13 protein-coding genes are annotated in these 21,998 nt (G+C 46.6%); 10 read left to right on the top strand and 3 right to left on the bottom strand.

Features of this window, described 5'->3' with window-relative positions; translation table 11 throughout:
* Positions 1–133: 133 nt before the first annotated feature.
* The 10 genes from DYD21_RS17450 (at position 134) to DYD21_RS17400 (ending at position 16,130) form a co-directional block, all read left to right on the top strand.
* The gene (locus tag DYD21_RS17450; RefSeq protein WP_116038291.1) at positions 134–1,288 is read left to right on the top strand and encodes a serine hydrolase; all 1,155 of its coding nucleotides are present in this window, start codon (positions 134–136) and stop codon (positions 1,286–1,288) included.
* 127 nt (positions 1,289–1,415) lie between these two features.
* Complete coding sequence (locus tag DYD21_RS17445) at positions 1,416–2,432, top strand: SMP-30/gluconolactonase/LRE family protein (protein ID WP_199535587.1); 1,017 nt, start codon at positions 1,416–1,418, stop codon at positions 2,430–2,432.
* 173 nt (positions 2,433–2,605) lie between these two features.
* Positions 2,606–3,970, top strand: a complete 1,365-nt coding sequence (locus tag DYD21_RS17440; RefSeq protein WP_158607351.1) for an FG-GAP-like repeat-containing protein — start codon at positions 2,606–2,608, stop codon at positions 3,968–3,970.
* Between the two features lie 274 nt (positions 3,971–4,244).
* Positions 4,245–5,144 (top strand): UTP--glucose-1-phosphate uridylyltransferase, encoded by a 900-nt coding sequence (locus DYD21_RS17435; RefSeq protein WP_199535586.1) that lies wholly within the window; start codon positions 4,245–4,247, stop codon positions 5,142–5,144.
* Positions 5,128–6,141, top strand: a complete 1,014-nt coding sequence (locus DYD21_RS17430; protein WP_116038289.1) for a mevalonate kinase — start codon at positions 5,128–5,130, stop codon at positions 6,139–6,141. Before DYD21_RS17435 ends, DYD21_RS17430 begins: the two co-directional genes overlap by 17 nt.
* Positions 6,142–6,756: 615 nt before the next feature.
* Positions 6,757–9,006: a carbohydrate binding family 9 domain-containing protein gene (locus DYD21_RS17425; protein WP_116038288.1), complete on the top strand. Its 2,250-nt coding sequence runs from the start codon at positions 6,757–6,759 to the stop codon at positions 9,004–9,006.
* Between the two features lie 277 nt (positions 9,007–9,283).
* The gene (locus tag DYD21_RS17415) at positions 9,284–10,219 is read left to right on the top strand and encodes a D-2-hydroxyacid dehydrogenase (RefSeq protein ID WP_116038286.1); all 936 of its coding nucleotides are present in this window, start codon (positions 9,284–9,286) and stop codon (positions 10,217–10,219) included.
* 158 nt (positions 10,220–10,377) lie between these two features.
* Positions 10,378–11,613 carry a PD40 domain-containing protein gene (locus DYD21_RS17410; protein WP_158607350.1) on the top strand — a complete coding sequence of 412 codons (1,236 nt, stop codon included), beginning with the start codon at positions 10,378–10,380 and terminating at the stop codon, positions 11,611–11,613.
* 375 nt (positions 11,614–11,988) lie between these two features.
* The gene (gene rhaM, locus DYD21_RS17405; RefSeq protein WP_116038284.1) at positions 11,989–12,303 is read left to right on the top strand and encodes an L-rhamnose mutarotase; all 315 of its coding nucleotides are present in this window, start codon (positions 11,989–11,991) and stop codon (positions 12,301–12,303) included.
* Positions 12,304–12,722: 419 nt separating this feature from the next.
* Entirely contained in the window at positions 12,723–16,130 is a 3,408-nt protein-coding gene (locus DYD21_RS17400) for a glycosyl hydrolase 115 family protein (RefSeq protein ID WP_116038283.1), read from the top strand.
* Between the two features lie 231 nt (positions 16,131–16,361).
* Here the strand turns inward: DYD21_RS17400 and DYD21_RS17395 are convergent, their stop codons facing one another.
* The 3 genes from DYD21_RS17395 to DYD21_RS17385 are packed head-to-tail and all read right to left on the bottom strand — an operon-like array spanning position 16,362 to position 21,959.
* On the bottom strand, positions 16,362–19,133 hold the full coding sequence (locus DYD21_RS17395) for a cytochrome c (RefSeq protein ID WP_116038282.1): 2,772 nt from the start codon (positions 19,131–19,133) through the stop codon (positions 16,362–16,364).
* An 11-nt stretch (positions 19,134–19,144) separates the two neighbouring features.
* Positions 19,145–20,377 carry a PmoA family protein gene (locus tag DYD21_RS17390; protein WP_116038281.1) on the bottom strand — a complete coding sequence of 411 codons (1,233 nt, stop codon included), beginning with the start codon at positions 20,375–20,377 and terminating at the stop codon, positions 19,145–19,147.
* A gap of 13 nt (positions 20,378–20,390) precedes the next feature.
* Positions 20,391–21,959, bottom strand: coding sequence for a DASS family sodium-coupled anion symporter (locus DYD21_RS17385; protein WP_199535585.1), 1,569 nt, complete (start codon positions 21,957–21,959; stop codon positions 20,391–20,393).
* Between the last annotated feature and the right edge of the window lie 39 nt (positions 21,960–21,998).

Raw genomic sequence — 21,998 nt, 5'->3', positions numbered from 1 at the left:
ATTTGGAGTGAATAGCCGGATACATAATATTTGTTATCATACGGGGTTATATACTCTATTTTTTTACAGGAGTATGTGGCTGATTCGCTTTAATCTGTACCTAAAAGACTGTTTTAGATAAAACAACCAAATTTTGAGTAGAAATAAAGTTATTACAAGCATCTTTGTGGCACTTTTTGCTGCTGCGATTCTGGCTTTCATCCCAACGTTATTTATAACAGCGAATGTGGATGTGATCGAAGATGAAATGGCTGAGATTGTCTCGGAAACAGAGGAAGACAATATCTCGGTACTTGAAAAATTCCCTGCATTTGAAAAGGAGTCAGAACCAGTTCTTTCATTTGATGCTCCTGTTTCGGAAGTTGTTGCAAGGTTTCATGATTTGGGCCCTATCAATAGCATACTGGTTAGCCAGCATGGTGAACTTGTTGCAGAGCAATACTTTCGAAGGATGAGTACAACCCGGGCAAATAACATTAAATCAGCCTCCAAAAGCGTTCTTTCGCTACTTGTAGGAATTGCGATTGAGAAGGGATACCTGGAAAGTGTGCACCAGCCGATTGGTGAATTTTTCCCTGAATACTTTCAAGCCAATCCGGATTCTGTGAAAGAGGCGATCACAATCGAAGATCTTTTGACGATGCGGAGCGGCCTCGCCTCAACCAGCCGTGCACATTATGGGCGATGGGTCACCAGCTCGAACTGGATCGAATACGCACTGAATCGACGGGTTACGGGAGTTGCGGGCGTTGACAGAACCTACAGTACCGGCAACACGCATCTGCTCTCCGTTATTCTCACCCGTGCAACCGGCATGAGCACGCTCCAATTTGGCAATAAGTACCTGTTTCACCCGATGAATATTAACATTGCGGGCTGGGATCGCGATCCGCAGGGATATTATTTTGGCGGAAACAACATGGCGATGAGAGGGCGGGATATGGTGAAAATTGGTCAGCTTATGATGGATATGGGCGTTTACAACGGTGAGCAACTTATATCACCTCAATGGATCATGGACTCCGTTGAACCGGTAACCGGCAGGACATCCGGGTATGAAAATTACGGTTATTTATGGTTTCGGCGCTATTCGGATGATCTCGATATGGTGTATGCGTTTGGAAATGGCGGCCAGTACATTATGATTTTACCGGCGATTGAAGCCGTCATAACCGTCACCACCCAAAACGAATCAGGACTTTCTACCCGGAACTATCGCCGCGAACTGTTTCGCCAGATCGACATAGAAGTTGTGCCTCGCCTGAAATCCAGTTACAACCCGGCTTAAGTGTCAAAAATAAATTCTGATCCGGTTTTCAGAATTCATCTTCACGGAATATATTCCTGAGGTACAGCGGGTTAACAGAGACACATCAAACCCGTGTTTCTAATGCTCATCAAAAATAAAGACAAATATGAATCTAAAAATGATCTGGATGCTGCCTGCAATGTTAATACTTTTTGGATGTAATGACGAGCCATCATCAGAAGAACCATCTTCTTATGAAACAATGGGAACAATCGAGGTGATGGACGAGAGGCTGAATGAAATTCTTAATGCAGATGCCCGTCCGGAAATTATCGGGGAAGGGTTTTCATGGTCGGAAGGTCCGGTTTGGGTGGAAGAACATGGTTTTCTCCTCTTTTCTGATGTGCCCGAAAACACAATTTATAAATGGACCGAAGAGGAGGGTGTAACCGAATATCTGGAACCCTCAGGATACACCGGAACAAGTGGCCGGGGCGGTGAAATCGGTTCAAACGGTTTGATCATCAGTAACGATGGACGTTTGATCTTATGTCAGCACGGAGATCGCCGAATTGCCGAAATGGATGCCCCGCTCGATCAGCCGGAATCTGAATTTATCACCAAAGCGGACCGCTATGACGGGAACCGGTTTCACAGCCCGAATGACGTGATTCAGCACAGTGATGGCAGTATCTACTTTACCGATCCGCCGTATGGGCTGGAAGGCTATGTGGACGATCCGTCGCGCGAGCTCGATTTTCATGGAGTGTTTCGCATCGCTCCGGATGGAGAAGTTGAACTGCTGACCGACGAGCTCACCCGCCCGAACGGTCTGGCGTTTTCGCCGGATGAAAGTTTACTGTACGTAGCCAATTCCGACGGAAGCCGGGCTCTGTGGATGGTTTATGATGTGCGGGACGATGGAGGAATTGAAAATGGCCGCGTGTTTTATGATGCAACCGACCGGGTAGGCGATGCCCCTGGCCTGCCAGATGGGATGAAAGTGCACAGCAACGGAACCATCTTTGCGACCGGACCCGGCGGGCTCTGGATATTTTCACCCGAAGGTACGCCGCTTGGCCAGGTTCAAACCGGTGAATTTATATCAAACGGAGCTTTCAACGGGGATGAATCGGTATTTTATATGACGGCAGACTCCTACTTACTCCGGCTGCAGTTATAAAGTAAATGATTTGGTTTGTAGGTAATTAGGCTAAATAAACAGAGTAGATCAGCGGTTGTGCCTTCTCTAAGAGATTATGAAAGCGAACCCGCTGGCCAATATTGATAGTGAAAATGGTTCAGCCGGCGGTATTTATCTTCCGATTCAATTCCATCAACCCAAGGAGCAAACTTATGACTGTTCGATTCCGGCTTATATTATTTAGCCTTATCTCAACAACCCTTTTTCTAATCAGCACCGCCAACCTTTCTGCTTCAGATTCCAAAGCTGAATCAGAAGCAGAATTGATCTCAAAATTAGATCTCAAAGAGATAACCGGTTCTGAGTGGTGGAACGAAGTTCGCCTGGCGGATCTAACCGGCGATAACCAACTGGATATGGTTGTGGCGGCTCAGCGTCCGGGCGAGATGCAGAATGTTGGCACAATTTACGCCATGGATATCGAGGGAAATATACTTTGGACGCTGGGTGAGCCGAACGAGGAGCACGAAGCGATCTATCACGATATGCCGATCCAGGTGCACGATCTGAACAACGACGGTAATCCGGAGGTGGTTTACATCGATGGTGAAGAAATTCATATTCTAAACGGAAGAACAGGCGAGCTGATCCGAACCGGCCCGCTTCCGGATTCAGATGCACGTGACGGGATGTCATTTGCCGATTTTAACGGTGACGGTCATCGCGGTAATATTGTCGTGAAAACGCGGTATACGCAGGTCTGGGCACTCGATCCGGAAGATTTTAGCGTGATGTGGACCTATGAAGGAACAGTAGGCCATTATCCGTGGCCGCACGATGTGAGGCAAAACGGATATGACGAATTAGTGATCGGGCATGCTCTGATTGCACATGATGGCAAGGTGCTTTGGGAGGCAGATCTGCCGGGACACGCTGATGGAGTGGGTATTTTAGATCTGAACGGAGATGGTAACCTGGAGATCGCTGTGGCAACGTGCGGAGGCGCAACATTTAACGTGCTGAATGTAGAAGGAGATATTTTGTGGACCGAACCGACACGTCATGCACAGCATATGATTGTTGGAAATTTCCGTCCGGATACCGAAACAAAGGAGGTGGTCGGACTCGACCGCGGAACAGACCGAAGCCTTGAAGGGCAGGACCGGATCATTGTATATTCGCACGACGGTGAAGAACTTTGGCGTGAGGAACGGACCGATGAAGGCCCGGAACGCTGGCTCTCCATCATTTCCAGGATGAGCAACTGGGACCAGGAAGACCGCGACCTGATCCTGGCATACAGAAGGGGAGCCGACAGAAAACCTGAGCTCCGTGACGGGTATGGCGGAACGGTTGCACAATTTCCGTTTCCAGACCTTTCGCTGCCCAACCGTGCACAGCGTGCACAGCATGCCGATATCCTGGGAGATCCGAGATCGGAAGTGCTGATCTGGAACGCCCGATGGATCTACGTCTACGGCAATGGCGAAGAGTATGCCGGCAGCTACGAAGAGCCCGACAGAAGCCTGCCCAATCCCCGGTTGCATAATTACACGCACTATATAGGAATGCCGTAATTCCTTTAGGGATAATGTGGCATTTTTAAACGATGGGCTTATTTATTTTTTCGATATTTAAGCTCATTAAATTCAGTTATTTATCGATTTTCTCTCTTTTCCCAAAAGTTGAATTTCCTGCAGAAATTGGAAGCAAGGCTCACTCAACTTCGATATATATGGGTAAAGAAGAATAAGTAAAATATTTCCTCACGGATTCAGGTTTTGAACCAATGACTCCAAATGGTATTTTAGACGCATTCTTATACTGAAATTATAATAAAAAATCGAATCATTGAGTGATATTAACATAGCGGTTGTTCCGGTTGCTGGCATGGGAACCCGGTTGTTGCCGGCAACCAAATCGCAACCTAAAGAGATGCTGCCGGTAGGCAGAAAGCCCGTCGTACAATATGTGGTTGAAGAACTGAACAGAGTTGGAGTCGAACGGTTGTTATTTATTACCGGCAGCGGAAAAACTTCCATCGAAAATCATTTCGATCTGAACCTGGAATTAACTCAGTCACTTCGGGAAGATGGTAAAGAAGATCTCTTGTCTGAATTATCTTACGAGCGCGCAAATCTTCAATACTTTTACACCCGGCAAAGACAGCTTTTGGGCCTTGGTCATGCTGTGCTATGTGCCGAACCATTTGTAGGAAATAATCCATTCATTGTTGCACTTGGTGATTCTATCATTGGAATGCATGCCGAAAGTAAAATCGTGGAAACCATGAAAGATTGTTTCAGGGAGAAAAAAGCGGATGCCGTGATTGCTTTTGAAGAGGTGCCTGAAGATGAAGTATTTCAATATGGAATTGCTAAACCGAAAAAAAATTCAAATGGGGTCGTTTTTGAAATAGATGACCTTATTGAAAAACCACCCGTTGACGAGGCACCCAGTAACCTGGCGGTTGCAGCGCGCTATGTATTATCTCCATCCATTTTTGATGCGTTAAAAAATACGAAACCAGGTGCCGGTAATGAGATTCAGCTCACTGATGCCATCCGTTTACTCATTCAAAACGGCGGTACGGTTTATGGTGTGCGCTTAAAAAAGAGTGAAAAACGGTACGATATTGGCAATTTTGGATCCTATTTTCGCGCTTTTACAGAATTTGCACTTGCCGACAAAAATTTTGGTCCGGAACTACGGGAATATTTACAACAAATAATCAATGAAGATCCTTCGTAACAAAGCGTACGCCAGAGCAGGTTTTTTAGGTAATCCTTCTGATGGATATCACGGAAAGACGATATCGTTTATCGTGCAAAACTTTTCGGCTGAAGTTGTTCTATATGAATGGGATAGCGTTGAAATCGTACTGGCAGAACAAGATCGCGCACGGTTCAGATCGGTCAGGGATCTCGCCAACGATGTAAAACTACACGGTTATTACGGCGGCATCCGGCTTGTAAAGGCGACTATAAAGAGATTTGTTGAATATTGCCGGGAACGTGATATTGAGCTTCATGACCAGAATTTTTCTATCCGTTATTCTTCTGATATACCGCGCCAGGTAGGCTTGGCAGGATCAAGTTCCATAATTGTTGCTACCCTGAGGTGCCTGATGGAATTTTATGATGTGAAGATTCCTCTTCAGGCACAACCCACATTTGTTTTAACAGTTGAACAGGAAGAACTTGGTATTTCTGCCGGACTACAGGACCGGGTGATACAGGTTTATGAAGGCCTCGTATACATGGACTTCAATCAATCTGCTGAGAATCTATCAGACGGATTTAAAACGTACAAATACGAACACCTGAACCCTGATCAGTTACCAAATATCTATGTAGCTTATCATGATGGACTGAGTGAACCTACTGAAGTTTATCATAATGATATACGTGGACGGGTTTTGAGAGGTGAACAAATTGTAGTTGATGCGATGAATCGCTTTGCAGAGATAGCGGAGGAGGGAAGAGAAGCGCTTGTGACAATAGATTTCGACCTGCTATCGGATCTGATCAATGAGAATTTTGATCTGCGACAAAGTATTTCAAAATTGCCCAATTGGCAGGTTGAGATGATTCAGGTAGCGAGAGCCTGCGGGGTAAGCGCAAAGTTTGCAGGGTCCGGAGGCGCAATTGTTGGAACCTATCAAAATGAAAAGATGCTTGAAAAACTGAGAGATCGAATGGCATCCATAGGGGTAAAGACAATTTTGCCAAAAATAAAATCTTCCTGAGGGTAGGGTTTTATTGCAATCAGCTACACTATAACGCATAATATTGTCGGATAACCTACTCTATCTATGGTATAAAATAATGAGTTAGAAAGGGTGGTGATTGATCTGGTTGGCAAGCCCATTCTTAATTCAGATTAAGGTCACATTTATAGGTGTATTCCCGCACCATTCATCACAACATTGTGTTTTTTCAAGAACGATTCAGCTCTTTAACGTTAAGCGTAACTGGTTGTATAAAGTGATTGCCAGAACTATTCTTTTCTGCCGTTATTACAAACGTCTTCGTGTTCCCTAAAGTAGAACACTTTTCAGAGTGGAAATTTGTAAGGTTATAATTTAGGAATCGAACTCAGATAAAATGACTGAAGCAAAATAGCACAAAAATTAATTGCACGTAGGTATATATTTTGTGATTTATTTTATTTTTTTCAATTGATTGATTAATGTATATAGACATTATTTAAAATTGAATATACACCATCAATCGCTTGCCATTTTGATAACTCTGAAAACGGGTATATGTCCTGTATTGTAAGTGTGTAGCTCAGTAAAATAGTGGCACCTATATTAAAGAATACATCGAAAAAAATTTATTTATCTGTATGGGGATTGAGAATGAATAAAATGATTATGGTATTGTGGTCGTCTAAAATAATTCTATCACAAGTTTTAGCCATTATCATTTTTGGTGCTCTCGATTTAACGAAAGCCGATGCACAAAACAACCAGGAGAGAAAAGAAATCAGGGCGTATCAGCTTGAATCCTCTGACCATTTTCGGTTTGATGGCAGAGTCGACGAAGAATTTTGGAACCAGATTGAACCTGCTACCGATTTTCTACAGCAAGAACCCAGCGAGGGTGCACCGGCTACAGAGAATACCGAAGTCAGAATTGCCTACGATAGTGAATATCTCTACATCGCTGTAATACTGTTTGATAGTGATCCCGCCGGGATTAAAGCCACGCAAAGGCGCAGGGATTCCCGCCTGGTTGCCGATGAACGATTTACGTGGATTATCGACACATTTGATGACCAGCGGAGTGCTTACTTTATGGAAATAAACCCGAACGGACTCCGAACCGATGGTCTCATCACAACAGGCCAGGGAAGCTCGATTAATTTAAACTGGGACGGTATTTGGGATGCCCGGGCTGTTATCGGTGATTTTGGATGGTCGGCCGAGATTCGCATCCCTTTTCGGACATTTAATTTTAATCCAGACAGCGACCGATGGGGCATCAATTTTATGCGGGTAGTGCGGCGGAAAAGTGAAACATCCCTTTGGTCCGGACATTTGCGCAGCCAGGGGATTGACAGACCCCAAAATGCGGGAGTACTCACGGGTCTATCCGGTATGTCGCAAGGATTGGGGCTTGAAGTTGTGCCGTTTGGAGTCTTTAACGGAAATGAAGAAAGATTCACCGGCGAAACAAACAGAGCAACCAATATTGACGGGGGATTTGATGTAAATTACAGCATAACGCCCAGGTTGCGTGCTTCCGTTACGGTTAATACCGACTTTGCCGAGGCAGAGGTAGACCAGCGCCAGGTAAATCTGACAAGGTTTCCGCTGATGTTCCCGGAACGGCGGGACTTCTTTCTGGAGGGATCCAATATCTACGAATTTGCACCTGCAAGCCGTGTTTTTCCGTTTTTCAGCCGTAGAATTGGACTCGAAGGCGGGCAGCCTGTACCTATCAATTTTGGTACCCGTTTGCTAGGCAATACCGGAGATTATAACCTGGCACTGCTCCACGTTAACACCGGCGGAACTGATGATCTGGACTCAGAAAATTTCTCTGTGGCAAGAATAAAAAGAAACCTTGGTCGTGAAAGTACGGTAGGGGTGATTTATACCCGGCGATCAGCTATTTCAGGTGAAAATCTCACTGCGGATTTCCAGAGCCGGCATACTTTTGGAGCAGATCTTGAGCTGGGTACATCTGAATTTATGGGTAATAAAAACCTCCAGTTTCAAGCCTTCTTTGTCTATCATAATTCTCCGCTTGCAGGTGATGATCAGACAGATATGTGGGATCGTTCAACAAGAGGTATCCGGCTCAACTTTCCCAATCAGCCCTGGTCGGGACTTGTTTCCTACAGGGAATTTGGCAATGCATTTGATCCGGCAGTCGGGTTCACCCAAAGAAATGCATTTCGCAGGTTAAACCCGCAAATCAGCTATTCGCCCCAATTTTCCGGGAGTGATCTGATCAGGCAGGTAGAATGGGGTATATGGTACGAGCACCTGATGGATCTCGATTTTAACTTACTTACACAAGACCTGAGGCTGACGCTTTTTGAAATTGATTTCATGAGCGATGACCAGCTTTCTTTTGAAGTAACCAGAAATTTTGAATGGCTGGTTGAACCGTTTGATATCCGCCGGGATGGATCTATTATCATCCCGCCCGATGAGTACGTAAACTGGTATATCAACGCTGAGTTTGAAACGGCTTCATACAGAGCGGTGGCCCTGGAGCTTGAATATGAAACGGGAGGATTTTGGTCGGGTACACGATCCCAGTATGGGGCGGAGCTTTCAATAAGGCCGATCACCGGGATTGAGTTTAATCCTGAATATATTCGAACCGATGTGAGACTGGATGAAGGGAATTTCTCAGCCGACCTGTTTCGTTTCACTGCCAACCTCGATTTTACAACGTCGCTGTTTATAACAACCACCGTCCAATACGACAACCTCAGCCAGCTGCTTGCTACCAATAATCGCCTCCGGTGGATTATCACGCCGGGATCTGACCTTTTCCTGGTGTACAATCACAACTGGCTCGAAGATGATTCCCGTTTTAATACACTTCAAAGAAGCGGAACAGTGAAACTTTCTTACACACATCGGTTTTAGAGGATTAACAGGGCCGGTCTTTTATGCAATGGCTTCATTATCGTTTAGTTGAAAATTTTATCCCGTTTGGGCTGGACTGCAAGTTTCGACCTCTATTTAACTTAACGCAGAACAAAATTTCTGGTTTTGCAAAGACCTTTCTAAGCCAGTCAATCATAATTAAACAGCGGATAGAAACCCAAACTTCCGACCTGAAAAAGTTGTGATATATCATCACTAAGTTGCTTTTATTATATTGAGAATTAAAATTTCTCTAAACGCTACAAATCAAGCAAAGATGAAAATCGTATTTCTGGACATCAAAACCATTGGCGATGTACCGAACCTGGATGACCTGAAAAAACTGGGGGAGTTCAAATCATTTGAGGTTACGAAGCCCGAAGAAACTGCGGAAAGAATTCAGGATGCAGATGTTGTAATCACCAACAAAGTTGTGCTGGATGAAGAAATCATCTGGAATGCGAATCATCTCAAATTAATCTGTGTAGCGGCAACTGGCATGAATAACATCGACCGGGAAGCGGCTGAGAATAGCGGTGTTCAGGTAAAAAATGTGGCCGGCTATGCATCAGACAGCGTAGCGCAGGGAACATTCGCCATGATTCTTCACCTTCAGTATAATCTGCGCGGTTACGATCAATACATCAAAAGCGGGGGCTACTCAAAGAGCGATATTTTTACGAATCTTGAATTCAGCTATACGGAACTGAAAAACAAACGGTTTGGCATCATCGGGCTTGGAAATATTGGTCAGAGAGTTGCGGGCATCGCAGAAGCGTTTGGGGCGGAAGTGGCATACTATTCAACATCCGGAAAAAACACAGATCAGCCCTATCTTCGGCTTGATCTGGAGGAACTTCTGGAAACGTCTGATATCCTATCAATTCATGCGCCGCTGAATGAAAACACCGAAAATCTAATCCGTTACGAGGAGCTGAAACAGATGAAACCATCCGCGCTGCTGATCAATACCGGGCGGGGAGGAATTGTAAACGAGTCCGACCTGGCGCAAGCACTGGACGATGACCAAATTGCCGGAGCAGGACTGGATGTTTTCGAACAGGAACCGATCAATCCCGATAATCCTCTGCTGAGAGTAAAAAACAGGGAAAAAATCATCATGACTCCTCACATCACATGGGCAAGTGTGGAAGCACGGACAGAGCTTGTGGATGGGATCATCAGCAATATCAAATCGTTCAAAGGTTCCTGACCCTCAGGTACCTTTCTGTACGCTTTGTTTTTACAGTAGAAATCCAATCGGAACGGCTCTATTGAGTTACGGTCCTCAATTAACCGGATCAACCAAACTTTAATAGAAAACCTGACTCCATGCAATCTTATCGCCTGTTTTTTACACCATTTCTACTCATGATATTTTTTCTATGTCAATCGGCCGGCGCCCAGGTGATCCATGGCGTGGACTACTCCGATCGCAGCCATCTCAATGAGACATTTGATCTCACCCAAACCGACGAGGTTGGACAGCGTTTTGCATCAGAGCATCTGACCCACGAGGATAAGGTGACCGGTTTTGAGGTTACTTCTCTCACCACGGCGCGCTACTCCAACTCCACATTTTACCAGACACACCCGAGCTGGACGCCCGATGAACGGTATATCGTTTTTCGCTCCAATCGGCTGGGAAGCGGTCATGCCTACGCGGTGTCACTGGAAGATTTTGAAATTGTGCAGGTTACCGGCGGTGATGACGGCAATAATCTTCACCTGGGATGGGAAACCAATGTGGCGTATCATTTTCGCGGAAACCAGTTAATTGAACTGGATCTGGGCACGCTTCTGGCCGATAGTGAAAATGGCAGCGTGGGTGATCCGTCAACCTACGACCGGGTTGTTACCGATTTACCGGAAGATCTGAACCCGAGCGGCGATTTTGCGCTGGATGCTGACGAGGATCGGCTCTTCTTTATATCGCGACATAATCAGGACCTCTCCACATTCTATATGGTTGACCTTGAATCAGGAGATCTGCAGAAACTTCTGGAGGTGCCGTTCTGGGCCAATCATCTGCAGGCAAACCGTTGGGTTTCCGGAGAGATGGTTTATAGCTGGGAGACACGGGGTGATTCTCCGCAGCGTATCTGGATGCTGACTGTTGATGAAAACGGTGAAGCCGAAACACGGCCGGTGTATGAAGAGGATGATTACGAATGGGTTACACATGAAGTATTTATGGGGCCGGATCATGTTATTTTCAATATGATGGGACATCTTGACCGGCTGCGCGAGAGTAGTTCAACCGGGATATACGTGAAAAACATCCGAACGGGTGAATATGAAAATAAAGGTCAGATTGGCGGCTCCGGATACTGGCATGCCTACGGCACCCCCGATTTAAAATGGGCCGTGGGAGATAACTTTGATGGCGATATCTATCGGTTAAATCTGGAGACCGGCGAAAACACACTTCTTACGACCGGACACCGGCCCAGCGGAAATGGACCATTTACGGGTGATGCACATTCCCACCACTCCATTAGTCCGGACGGAAAATGGCTCCTGTTCAACTCAAGCTATTATACAGGAAATGATATCATGATCATGCGGCTGCATCCGGAAGATGAAGAGAATGGATCTTACAATTAACAGTTTTAACAGAATGCTTGTTTGTAACCGGGATATCTAACTATGACCTCAACAGAATTCAACTATCACTTTCAAAAAGTGGAAAATTTTGGATCGAACAAATAATTAAGCTTAAAAAAAAATTGGTGCGAAACCACGATGGCACAAAGGATCACGATGGTTTGTAAATAAAATGAATACACTTCGTGATCCCTTCGTGTTCTCGTGTCCTCGTGGTAATAAAAAGTGAGCTTTTTATGGCTGAAAAGTTCTTCCAGTTCTGAAGCTCTAAAAAAAGTTTTTCTCACTACTTGCTCAATCACAAGCCTCATAAGGGATGGCTAAGCCCAAATAAGTTAGAACCAAAGCAAATAAACAAAAATACCTACCGAACAGATGATACAAAAAGCGTTTAAAATGAAACTGAAGCCCGGTTTCGAAGAGGAGTACAAAAAACGGCACGATGAAATCTGGCCGGAGTTGCAAAAGGCTTTGGAAGAGGCCGGAATTTACGACTACGCGATATTTCTGGATGAAGACACACACACTCTTTTTGCCGTTCATAAACTGGAAGAAGAGCACAGTGCTGATCAGCTTCCCGAACTTCCAATCATGAAGAAATGGTGGGATTATATGAGTGATATTATGGAGGTCAATTCGGATAACTCCCCGGTTACAGTTCCGTTAGCAGAAGTTTTTTATATGGAATAGACAGTTTTTTTTAACAACAACTTCTATTCCATTTAATAAGGATGTGATTTTCTTATTTCACTGCTTAATTCGGAGTTAATTTAAAAGAGTAGATTCAAGTTTAATAAATCTCGAATTGGCAGAAAGAAACCTTTAAAGAGCAGGTTTTAAGTTAAAACTATTTGTTTCACTGTAATCAAGCTGAACTGAAGTATGACTATGCAGTTGGGGCAGACAGATCTTCTGTCCCGATATTTTTCTTCTATATTACTCAATCTATTCTTTACTCACGACACGACCCGGTTGTTCAGGTTTTATCAATTGAACTCAGGTTAAAACGTTTTCCAAATATAAACGACAGAAAAAAATATATACTGATCCTATACAAATAATTTGACCTGAATTTACAGTCAAAAACTTATTTCGATCATAAAGATGATATGATGAAACATAGCAAACTACTTAATCCGCCTGCCAGTTATCATAAAATAGGGTTGTTGTTACTTTTAGGAATGCTGGGTTGGTGTTGCCAGGATGCTGAAGCCCAATTCACTATTGCAGACCAGGATGGCGCGATATCGATTGTGTATGATATTGAGCATTCATCACTGGATTCCATTGCTGCCCATCTGCTGGCTCAGGATATTGAAGCCGTAACCGGCCATCGACCGTCGATTTATTCAGGCCTGGATGGAGTAGAGGGGAATGCAATTATAATTGGCGATATCAGTTCCGGTCTGATTAGCCGCCATATCGATACTACGCGCCTTTCGGGACAGTGGGAGACGTATGGGTGGGTATTTAAATCTGAACCTGTCGAAGGTATCAGCCAGGCGATGTTTATTGCCGGCAGCGACCCAAGAGGTATGGCTTATGGAGTCTTCGAATTGTCTAAACAGATCGGCGTGTCGCCCTGGTACTGGTGGGCGGATGTGCCGGTTGAACAGAAGAACCCTTTATCGGTCAGTACTCAAGATACCTACTCCACATCACCTTCAGTTAAGTACCGGGGTATCTTCCTGAATGACGAAGGATGGGGCCTTGAACCCTGGGCATCCAAAACGTTTGACCCGTCGGTTGGTAATATCGGCCCCAAAACGTATGAGAAAATATTTGAACTGGTGCTCCGTCTCAAAGCCAACATGATATGGCCGGCAATGCACCCGAATACCATCCCCTTTTTCCAGGTCCCCGGTAATCCGGAGGCTGCACAAAAATGGGAAATTGTGATAGGAACCTCCCACGCCGAGCCGTTGCTCCGAAATAATGTGGGCGAATGGGATCGTGAGGTGATGGGGAGTTACAATTATCAAACCAATGCAGCTACCCTGAACGAGTATTGGAAGGAGCGGGTGAAGCAGAGCGAGGGGATGGGCGCCATCTACACGGTAGGTATGCGCGGTGTTCATGATACCGGGATGGAAGGTGTAGGATCCATGGAAGAGGCAGTAGACGCGCTCGAAAAGATAATTTCGGATCAGAGGGGGCTTCTGAGTCAGTTTATAAATGAAGATGTGTCCGAAGTTCCGCAATCGTTTACCCCATATAAAGAGGTGCTCGAGATTTATGAAAATGGATTAGATATCCCGGAAGATATTACCATTATATGGCCCAATGATAACCATGGATATATCAGGCGTTTTTCTAACCAGGCCGAACAGCAGCGTTCTGGGGGTGCAGGAGTCTATTATCATCTGTCATATCTTGGCGCGCCCCATCCCTATCTGTGGTTATCCCCCACATCACCCTCTCTGGTTTGGCGTGAAATGACCCGCGCCTGGCTAAACAATATGAATGAAATATGGATTGCCAATGTCGGGGATTTGAAACGACGTGAATGGGAGACCGAATTCTTCATGGACCTGGCCTGGGATATCGATTCATGGACTATCGAAAACATAAGTGCCTTTTTTGATACTGTTGCCTCGCGCGATATTTCGCAACAGCATGGGGAAGAGATAGCTGAGCTGATGTTGGAGTATTACCGGCTTGCCACCGAACGGAAGCCGGAATTTATGGGGTTCAATGAATCGCAATGGGCCGGTTGGCCGCCTGTTCAGGATCCGCTGTACAGCTTATGGCATTACAATGATGAAGTGGAGCGGCGGATTATCAGCTACCAGAATCTGCATGATCGGGCAAAAAAACTCTCTGAAGAGATTCCCGAAGAAGTCTCGGATACCTACTTTCAGCTGGTCTATTATCCCATTGCCGGCGCCGCTGCCATGAATGAAAAATGGCTGTATGCTTATAAAAGCAGAGAATACGCCAAACAGGGCCGGGCATCAGCAAACCAGATGAGCGATTTGGCGTTTGCAGCTTTTGAGGAAATACAGCAGTTAACATACCATTTTAACCATGAGATTGCCGATGGAAAATGGGAGCATATCGTTGATTACAGTCCCGGATATCAAAAAGGCTCTTCAGTATTTTTTGAACCGATTACTACGCGTATTGAAACGGGAAATGTTCGTGGGTTGGGTGTGGCTATTGAAGGAGAGTCTGATCCGCTGCAACCGCTGGATGGCACTCTGCCGGATATTACAACACGGGAATCGAAAATCGTAATGAGCGCTTCGGAAGCCGACATTTTTGGAGAGCTTACGACCGGGGAAGATTCGGCCGGGACATTTTTGGGATGGCCGAAAGCGGAAACAAATCTAACAATACCCGGCCCCAACTCATATGATGTCATTCCCTACGAGGTGGACAGTCCCACAAAAGCGGTGTTTGAATTTTATGTCGATGACAAGCCCGGTGGAACTCATACACTGAATTTATCGGTCGATCACCCGGATGAAAACAGCGATACCTGGTGGGTTACCCTCAATGACCATGAACCGGTCAGGACGGATGGTGCCGTTGGGAGGATACAGCAGCTTAGGGTGAATGATTTTGTTTTGAATCCCGGCCGGAACACATTGACGATTCATCCGCATAAAGATGGAGCGAAACTGTACGGTGTCGATTTCGTGCAGGAATCACGGCAGCTCTCCCCCCGGTTTACAGACACAAATCGTCTCCCCACATTTAGTCGCTACACTCAACAGCGCCATTTTATCGATATTTTTAACCGGGGACAAGAATCGGAAGCATGGTCGGCAACAACCAGCGACCCCTGGATTGAACTGAGCGAACAGGAGGGATCATTGAATGGTGGATCCGAGCGGATCTGGGTTACGATTCGATATGATGAAGCACCTGCAGGTAAAGAGATAGATGGCCATATAGAAATTACCAACGGGGAACAGCGCTACCGTGTAGCCGTTTCTGTGTTTAATCAAAAATTAAATGTCCCGTCAAACGCCTTCGTAGAGTCTAATGGTGTGATTTCTATGCCGGCAAGTGAGTACAATCAAAAAAAAGGTGGGCGTGCGGCTTCATGGAGCTCTCTAACCGGATTAGGACGAAGTGGTTCCGCCATGCTTCTGGAACCGATGAGCAGGTGGTATGTCGAAGACTTGTCACAAGTGCGTCAGGAATCTCCTGTACTCGACTATGAAATTGTTGTAACCGAGGGTGGATCTGCCGAGGTCATTGTGGAGGCTGTCCCGGCCTATCCCCTGAATGGTTCCCAGGAACTGCGATGCGCTATAAGTATTGGTGATGAGAATCCTCAATGGATTACCTTCGATATGGAGCAGTCATGGACGGATAATGTACTGGATAACCGTCTGATTGGAACCGGGCAGCTGGATCTTGGACCTGGCACCTATCGTTTCAAGCTGTGGGGAACAGATCCATCTGTAAGTGTTGAGAAAATTATGATTGACTTTGGAGGAATGAAGCCTTCATATGTTGGCCCGCCTCCTACAACGGTAAACCACGACAGGAATGATCAAAAGTAATGGTCAAATCGGTTAACCGCTGGTTGAAATTTAGTAAGGAGCGCGATACAACTTAATAACCTGAGTTCAATACGAAATCAGTCTTAGCCCTTTTATCCACCCGGTCAATCAAATCTGCCGGGTGATTGATGAGGGGGAAGCTTGCCTGTCAAAAAAAGATAAAAAGAAGAACAAAGACCGAATCTATGTTTTCCCCGGTGGGGGAGTAATGGATTAAAAACTGAATCTGGACTACTCATCAAGCGATTGAATATAGAGCACAATTGAATCGATCTCATCATCCGACAGAATTCCGAGAAAGGATGGCATGCCCTCATCATACCCTTCAAGTATTTGTTCGTTTGGATGGAGAATTGTTTGGCGGATATATTCCACATCTGCCACCGTTGAAGTTCCGTCCTGAAATTCGCGCTCTTTGCCGATCAGTCCTTTCATTGTGGGCCCGACACCGGTGCCTGTGCTGCCGTCAACCGTATGGCATCCCATGCAGCCGGATCGTTCGAAGAGAACTTTCCCGCGTTCTGCGGTGACCGGCTCACCGGAATCGTCGAGCGCTTCCCATGCGGATGCATCGGTAAAAAGCTCATCTTTCTCTATCCCGCTGAATCCTTTCGATTCAAAATCAGCCGGCTCTACATGATGAACCGAAAACCAGAAATCATCTTCAAATTCGTGGCCGTCAGATGCTTTCAACCGGTAGGTTAGCTGCATCTGTTCGGCGACTTCGATGGTAGGGATCGCGAGAAAAATTCCTTTTCGATCATCCGACAGGTGAGCGGAAAAAACCGGAAGCAGTTCCTGTCCCGGAGATCCGTCAAGCTGGTAGTGCCCCGATCCGTATTGTTCGGTTCGCAGATAGTTCCAGCGCTCTGCACGATAACCTGAGATATCGGCAACAGCCTCCTCGTCCAGTTCCTGGTCAAATCGAAGGAAAATTCCCTCTTCACGAACACTAAAACTTTCCGGAATATAGGATGGCTGGCCGGTATATCGCAATCTCAGAAGGCCGGTCATTCCGTCGGAGTTCGTTCCCCACAGAGTAAATCCGCCAACATAAAGCTGGCCATCAGACGGGTGAACCCTGCCTTTCATGGTGGGAACAGGATAGTGGCCGGGAATTACCGTAACACCGCCCTGAGCACCGGAATCTGTGCTGTCGATCAACACGCGGAAGAGACCGGGTCGTCCGTAGGACATGTGAACCAAATCTCCGCTTAGTGGTCCCATCTGGTCACTTGTAATCCAGGTCTGGCTGATACCGGATCGATCCACGTTATGAGGAATCCAAAGAAGCGGCGGTGTGATTTCCGGAATTTCATCACGATGAGCAGTGGCGTTTACTCCGAAAAAGTCAGTCTCATTTATAGTGAGAATCGGTGTGGAGGGTACGTGATGACCTTCCTGGTCGGATGCAGTTAAAAATCCGGTTTCAGGGTGAATGCCCAGGTATGGGCCGCGAAAACCGCTGGCAATCACATTCGCATTGCGCCCATCTTCCGATATCTCAAGAATTACGCCGCTATGCTGCGATCCGGCGCGAATGCCACGTTCCACAGGAGCCGTTAATGCTCTTGGGCCCATATCGAGTGCGGCACCTTTGGCAACATAAAATCCGCCGCCGGGTTTTGCTACAAAGTCACTGGCCCATTCGCGGGTTTCGATCGATTGCGCCATCAGGTTTGAGAAATTTTCGTAATAATCGGCTGAGCCATTTCCATTCAGATCATGCAAACGTACAATGCCATCTTTTCCGTAGGTGTAGATTTCGCCATCCACAATCTCAATGCTCTGCGTTTCGTAGAGGCCGGAAGCAAACCGGTTCCATTTTACGCTTTGAAGATCGCGGCTGATGCCATCCACAATCCAGACATCTCCTTCAAATGTAACAATCGCCGCACGGCCGTCATCAAAAAAGTCAATATCTACAACACGCACATTTCGGTTCCAGGGATTGGGAATTGGCAGCGTGAATTCATCCACCACGTAAGCTGAGGTGTCCGGTGCGGTTTTGCCCCGGGTATAGACATCATCAGGCCAGAGATTTGATCCCCCTTCATTGTAATTCGGCAGGGTGAAATCAGATTCCCCGGCCTGATTCACCCGGTCAGCCGTACCGTTGTTGCCGCGACTTGTGAGCAGCGTAAATTCAACTGTTTCGCCGGACGCCGGAATCTGCACGACAGCATATCTCTCGTCAATAAGGTTCAGTTCTGCGTTCTCAGTCGTGCCGGTCAGAGCAAAAACGGTTTGATCGTTTTCGTTTTGATGCGTGATGGTCAGCCGATTTTCAATGGATTCAACTTCCGTGATATCAGAAAATTCACCTGACTTGAGTGAGAGCGGTTCCTGAGGGGCTTCGATTCGGAACGTTCGTGTGAATACGGTTTCACCGTCGGATTCTATACTTCCGGGATACTCCAGGATTTCGGTCTGCCCGATGGAGTAGGAGAGAACGGGCCCCTCATCGGTGACGTAGATTCCGTTCCAGCGGCCCATTTCCTGCGGCATGGCTCCCCAGGAAGGTTCATCCGGATGAGGTGCGGGCTGACGCGGATCATCAAACAGAGGTTCACCTGCATTCCATCCGGGATACTGACCGGTGACAAGTTTCGGAGTTCCCGGCAGTTCCACCATCACATCATTTCGTCCGAGATAATCGGGATAGGACCGGTGTGAAACGCCTTCCATCGGCACAAAATCTCCGGTCCAGGCGGCCGCCCAGCGAAGCATATCGGTATCAAAACAGGCGTAGGACTCTTCGCCGAGAATCAGCGCAATACATCGGGCTGCGATATTATTTTCAATGAACCACTCCTCTTCATGGCGCATCATCATGGAGGTGGTGATGAAGGGAAACTCACGCTCTACAAAGTGGGCAAATTCAACGTTATCGAAATCCACTTCAGTGATATGTTCCGGCTCTTCACCACACGCCTGAAATAGCAGAATTATACTCAGGAGAAGAAGTCCGGATTTGGTAAAAACATGTTTTGCATTCGTCATCAGAGAGCCTTTTATTCGTCGTTATTTTTTGTAACTGTAACGCCGGGCGGATAAGCGTAATCATTCCAGACCGCTTCGATCAGGTCGGTATCGGGTTCGCCATCGTAGGTGATAAAGCGATATTTGGCCGTGTAGGGAGATCCTGCTTCAATAATCATATCTCCCATCTGAACGGGAGCATAATTAAAAAACGGTTCATTCGGATGAATTCGTACCGGCTGGGGATGGCGAACGTTTTCGGGATGACTCATAATTGATATTCCGGCCAACTCGCCTTCACTATGCCCGCCGATATGCGTCCATCGAACACGGGTGGCATGACCGTCCCGTCCAAGGCCGTCGGATGTGAGAAACGTTGCGTTATCGGGATCATCCCAGTCCACATGGCCCCTGAAGCCGACCCCGCCGTAGCGATATTCGGGAAGGTGTAACGGTTGATCCGTATTGGCAGTTTGAATCACTCTTAGATCAAACATATGCACATTTTCACCTCTCGCAGATGGGTAGACCCGAACTTCCCACTCTTCATTCAGTGCAATGACCGGGTTGGATGTGGAAAGATCCACAAAGTAGTGTTTTGCACGGAAACCGGCATGTACCGGTCCATCCCAGGCCACATCCAGCGAATCCTGCTGATCCACCCGTCCGCTATTTTGGTGCACGTTCCAGAAATCGGGAGTGCGGCCCTCAAATTCCGTATGTGGCCACGCCGACCATATTCCGGAGTGATGCGGATGCCCGTCTGGGTTCAGGTGGTTTGATAAAACGGTGCCGCCGGGGGAGAGAACCGGGTGAATATATCCGCCCCGCTGATATCGCTCATCTAAAACTTCAGGAGGTTCATTCATGCCGTGGAAATAGCTGATTACATCACTTCCGCCGGCCTGAAAGGTGATGGTATTGCTGTCGATATTTTTGGAAACCGAGGAGGACTCATCAGCTTGTTCACCTGAAAACTGATAGGTTCTGGATTCTCCTGCTGATAGTTCGCTCAGCAGAAACCATCCCCGGTTTTGATCATCCACCTGAAGTGTGTGTGAATCTCCGTCGGAACTCTGAATGCGATATACTCCCGGTTCCACCGCTTCGGGAAAGTAGAACGAAACCGGAGATTCCATGCGATCCAGCTCACCTGCGGATACGGTTATCGAATAGGATTGCGCGCTGATATCAGCGTGAAATAACTGGAAAATCAGTGCAGCGGATATAAAAAGAAGTAGTGTGGTTTTTTTGATCTGTATCATAAATACTTAAGAATCATTGTGTGATGGATGCGGGGATGTGTCCAATTTCAATTCCCAGCATGACGGAAAAGAGAAAATATGTGAGTAATGTAACAAGTATGGCAAAAAAGATGTTTAATGTAAATCCGGCTTTTGCCATTTGCGGAATAGTCATCACACCGCTGCCGTACACAATGGCATTTGGCGGGGTTGCTACCGGCAGCATAAATGCACAGCTTGCAACCAATGCCACGGGGACGGCAAAAAGAAGCGGGTCCTGTCCCACGCTAATTGCAACCGAACCGATGACCGGCAGGAATGCGGCAGCAGTTGCTGAATTACTTGCCAGCTCGGTAAAGGTGATAATCACAATGGCCACGATAAACAGAATCAGGATAACGTGCCATCCGCTGAGGATTGCAAAAAATCCTCCAACCCATTCGGCCAGTCCGGTGCGCTGAATGGCACCGGCAAGGGAGAGGCCACCGCCAAAAAGAATCAATACACCCCAGGGAAGCTTTTCGGCATCTTTCCATCGCATCAGGAAAGTAGCATTTTTCAGGTCTACCGGGATCAGAAATAGAAGTAGTGCACCAAAAATGGCGATTCCCGCATCCGAGATTTCGGGCATAGTTCTTTCAATGAGTGGACGTGTCATCCACAACACGCCAACAAGTGTAAAGATAACGGCAACCAATACTTCGGGCCGCGTAATCTTGCCGAGACTTTTCAATTCATCTAGTATAAACTTACGTCCGCCCGGCAGTGATTTGATTTTTACCGGGTAGACCAGGTTGGCGAGGGTATAAAAAATTACCGGAAGTCCGAGGATTACAACCGGCAGACCGATAAGCATCCACTCTGCAAAATTGATTTGTATGCCATAAGCATCATCCACAAAAGCGATCATCAATGCATTTGTTGGTGTTCCGATAACCGTTCCCAACCCGCCTACGCTGGCTGAAAAAGCGATAGCCAGCATCAGGGTTAATCCAAAGTTTGTATACTGTTTTTGATCTTCAATGGAGTGGTCTGGCGAGCGGGTGAGCATTATCACCGACATGGCAATTGGCAGCATCATCATGGTAGATGCGGTGTTGCTTACCCACATACTCATAAAGGCTGCAGAAACCATAAATCCGGCAATAATACTTCTGGGTTTAGAGCCAATAAGCGCGATGATATTGAGCGCAATCCTGCGGTGAAGGTCCCAGCGCTGCATGGCAATTGCAATGATAAATCCGCCCAGGAAGAGAAAAATCATCGGGTGAGCATATGGAGTTGCAGCGGCTGCGATATCTCCGACACCCAGTATGGGGAAAAGAACCAGCGGCAGCATGGCTGTAGCCGATATGGGGATAACTTCAGTTACCCACCAGGTGGCCATCAGTGTGGCAACAGCAGCGGTTCGCCAGCCTGCAAGGCTTAATCCTTCGGGCGGACTGGCAAGAATCATCAGTACAAAAACAAACAACCCGCCAATAAATCCGATCCACTTAAGTGGACTTATCGGGCCATTAGCAGATTCTGCCAGCGCAAAACCTTCCGTTGTGCCATCTTCCGGAGTCTCTTTTGTCCCTTTTTCCTTATCCGTTTTTTGCATTCCATCCAAAATGTAGTGTAACCGGCATCGAGCCGTTAA

This window comes from Rhodohalobacter sp. SW132 (assembly GCF_003390325.1).
Classification (GTDB): Bacteria; Bacteroidota; Rhodothermia; order Balneolales; family Balneolaceae; genus SW132.
The sequence above is the reverse complement of the archived record's forward strand: the minus strand, read 5'-3'. Positions and strand labels throughout refer to the sequence as shown.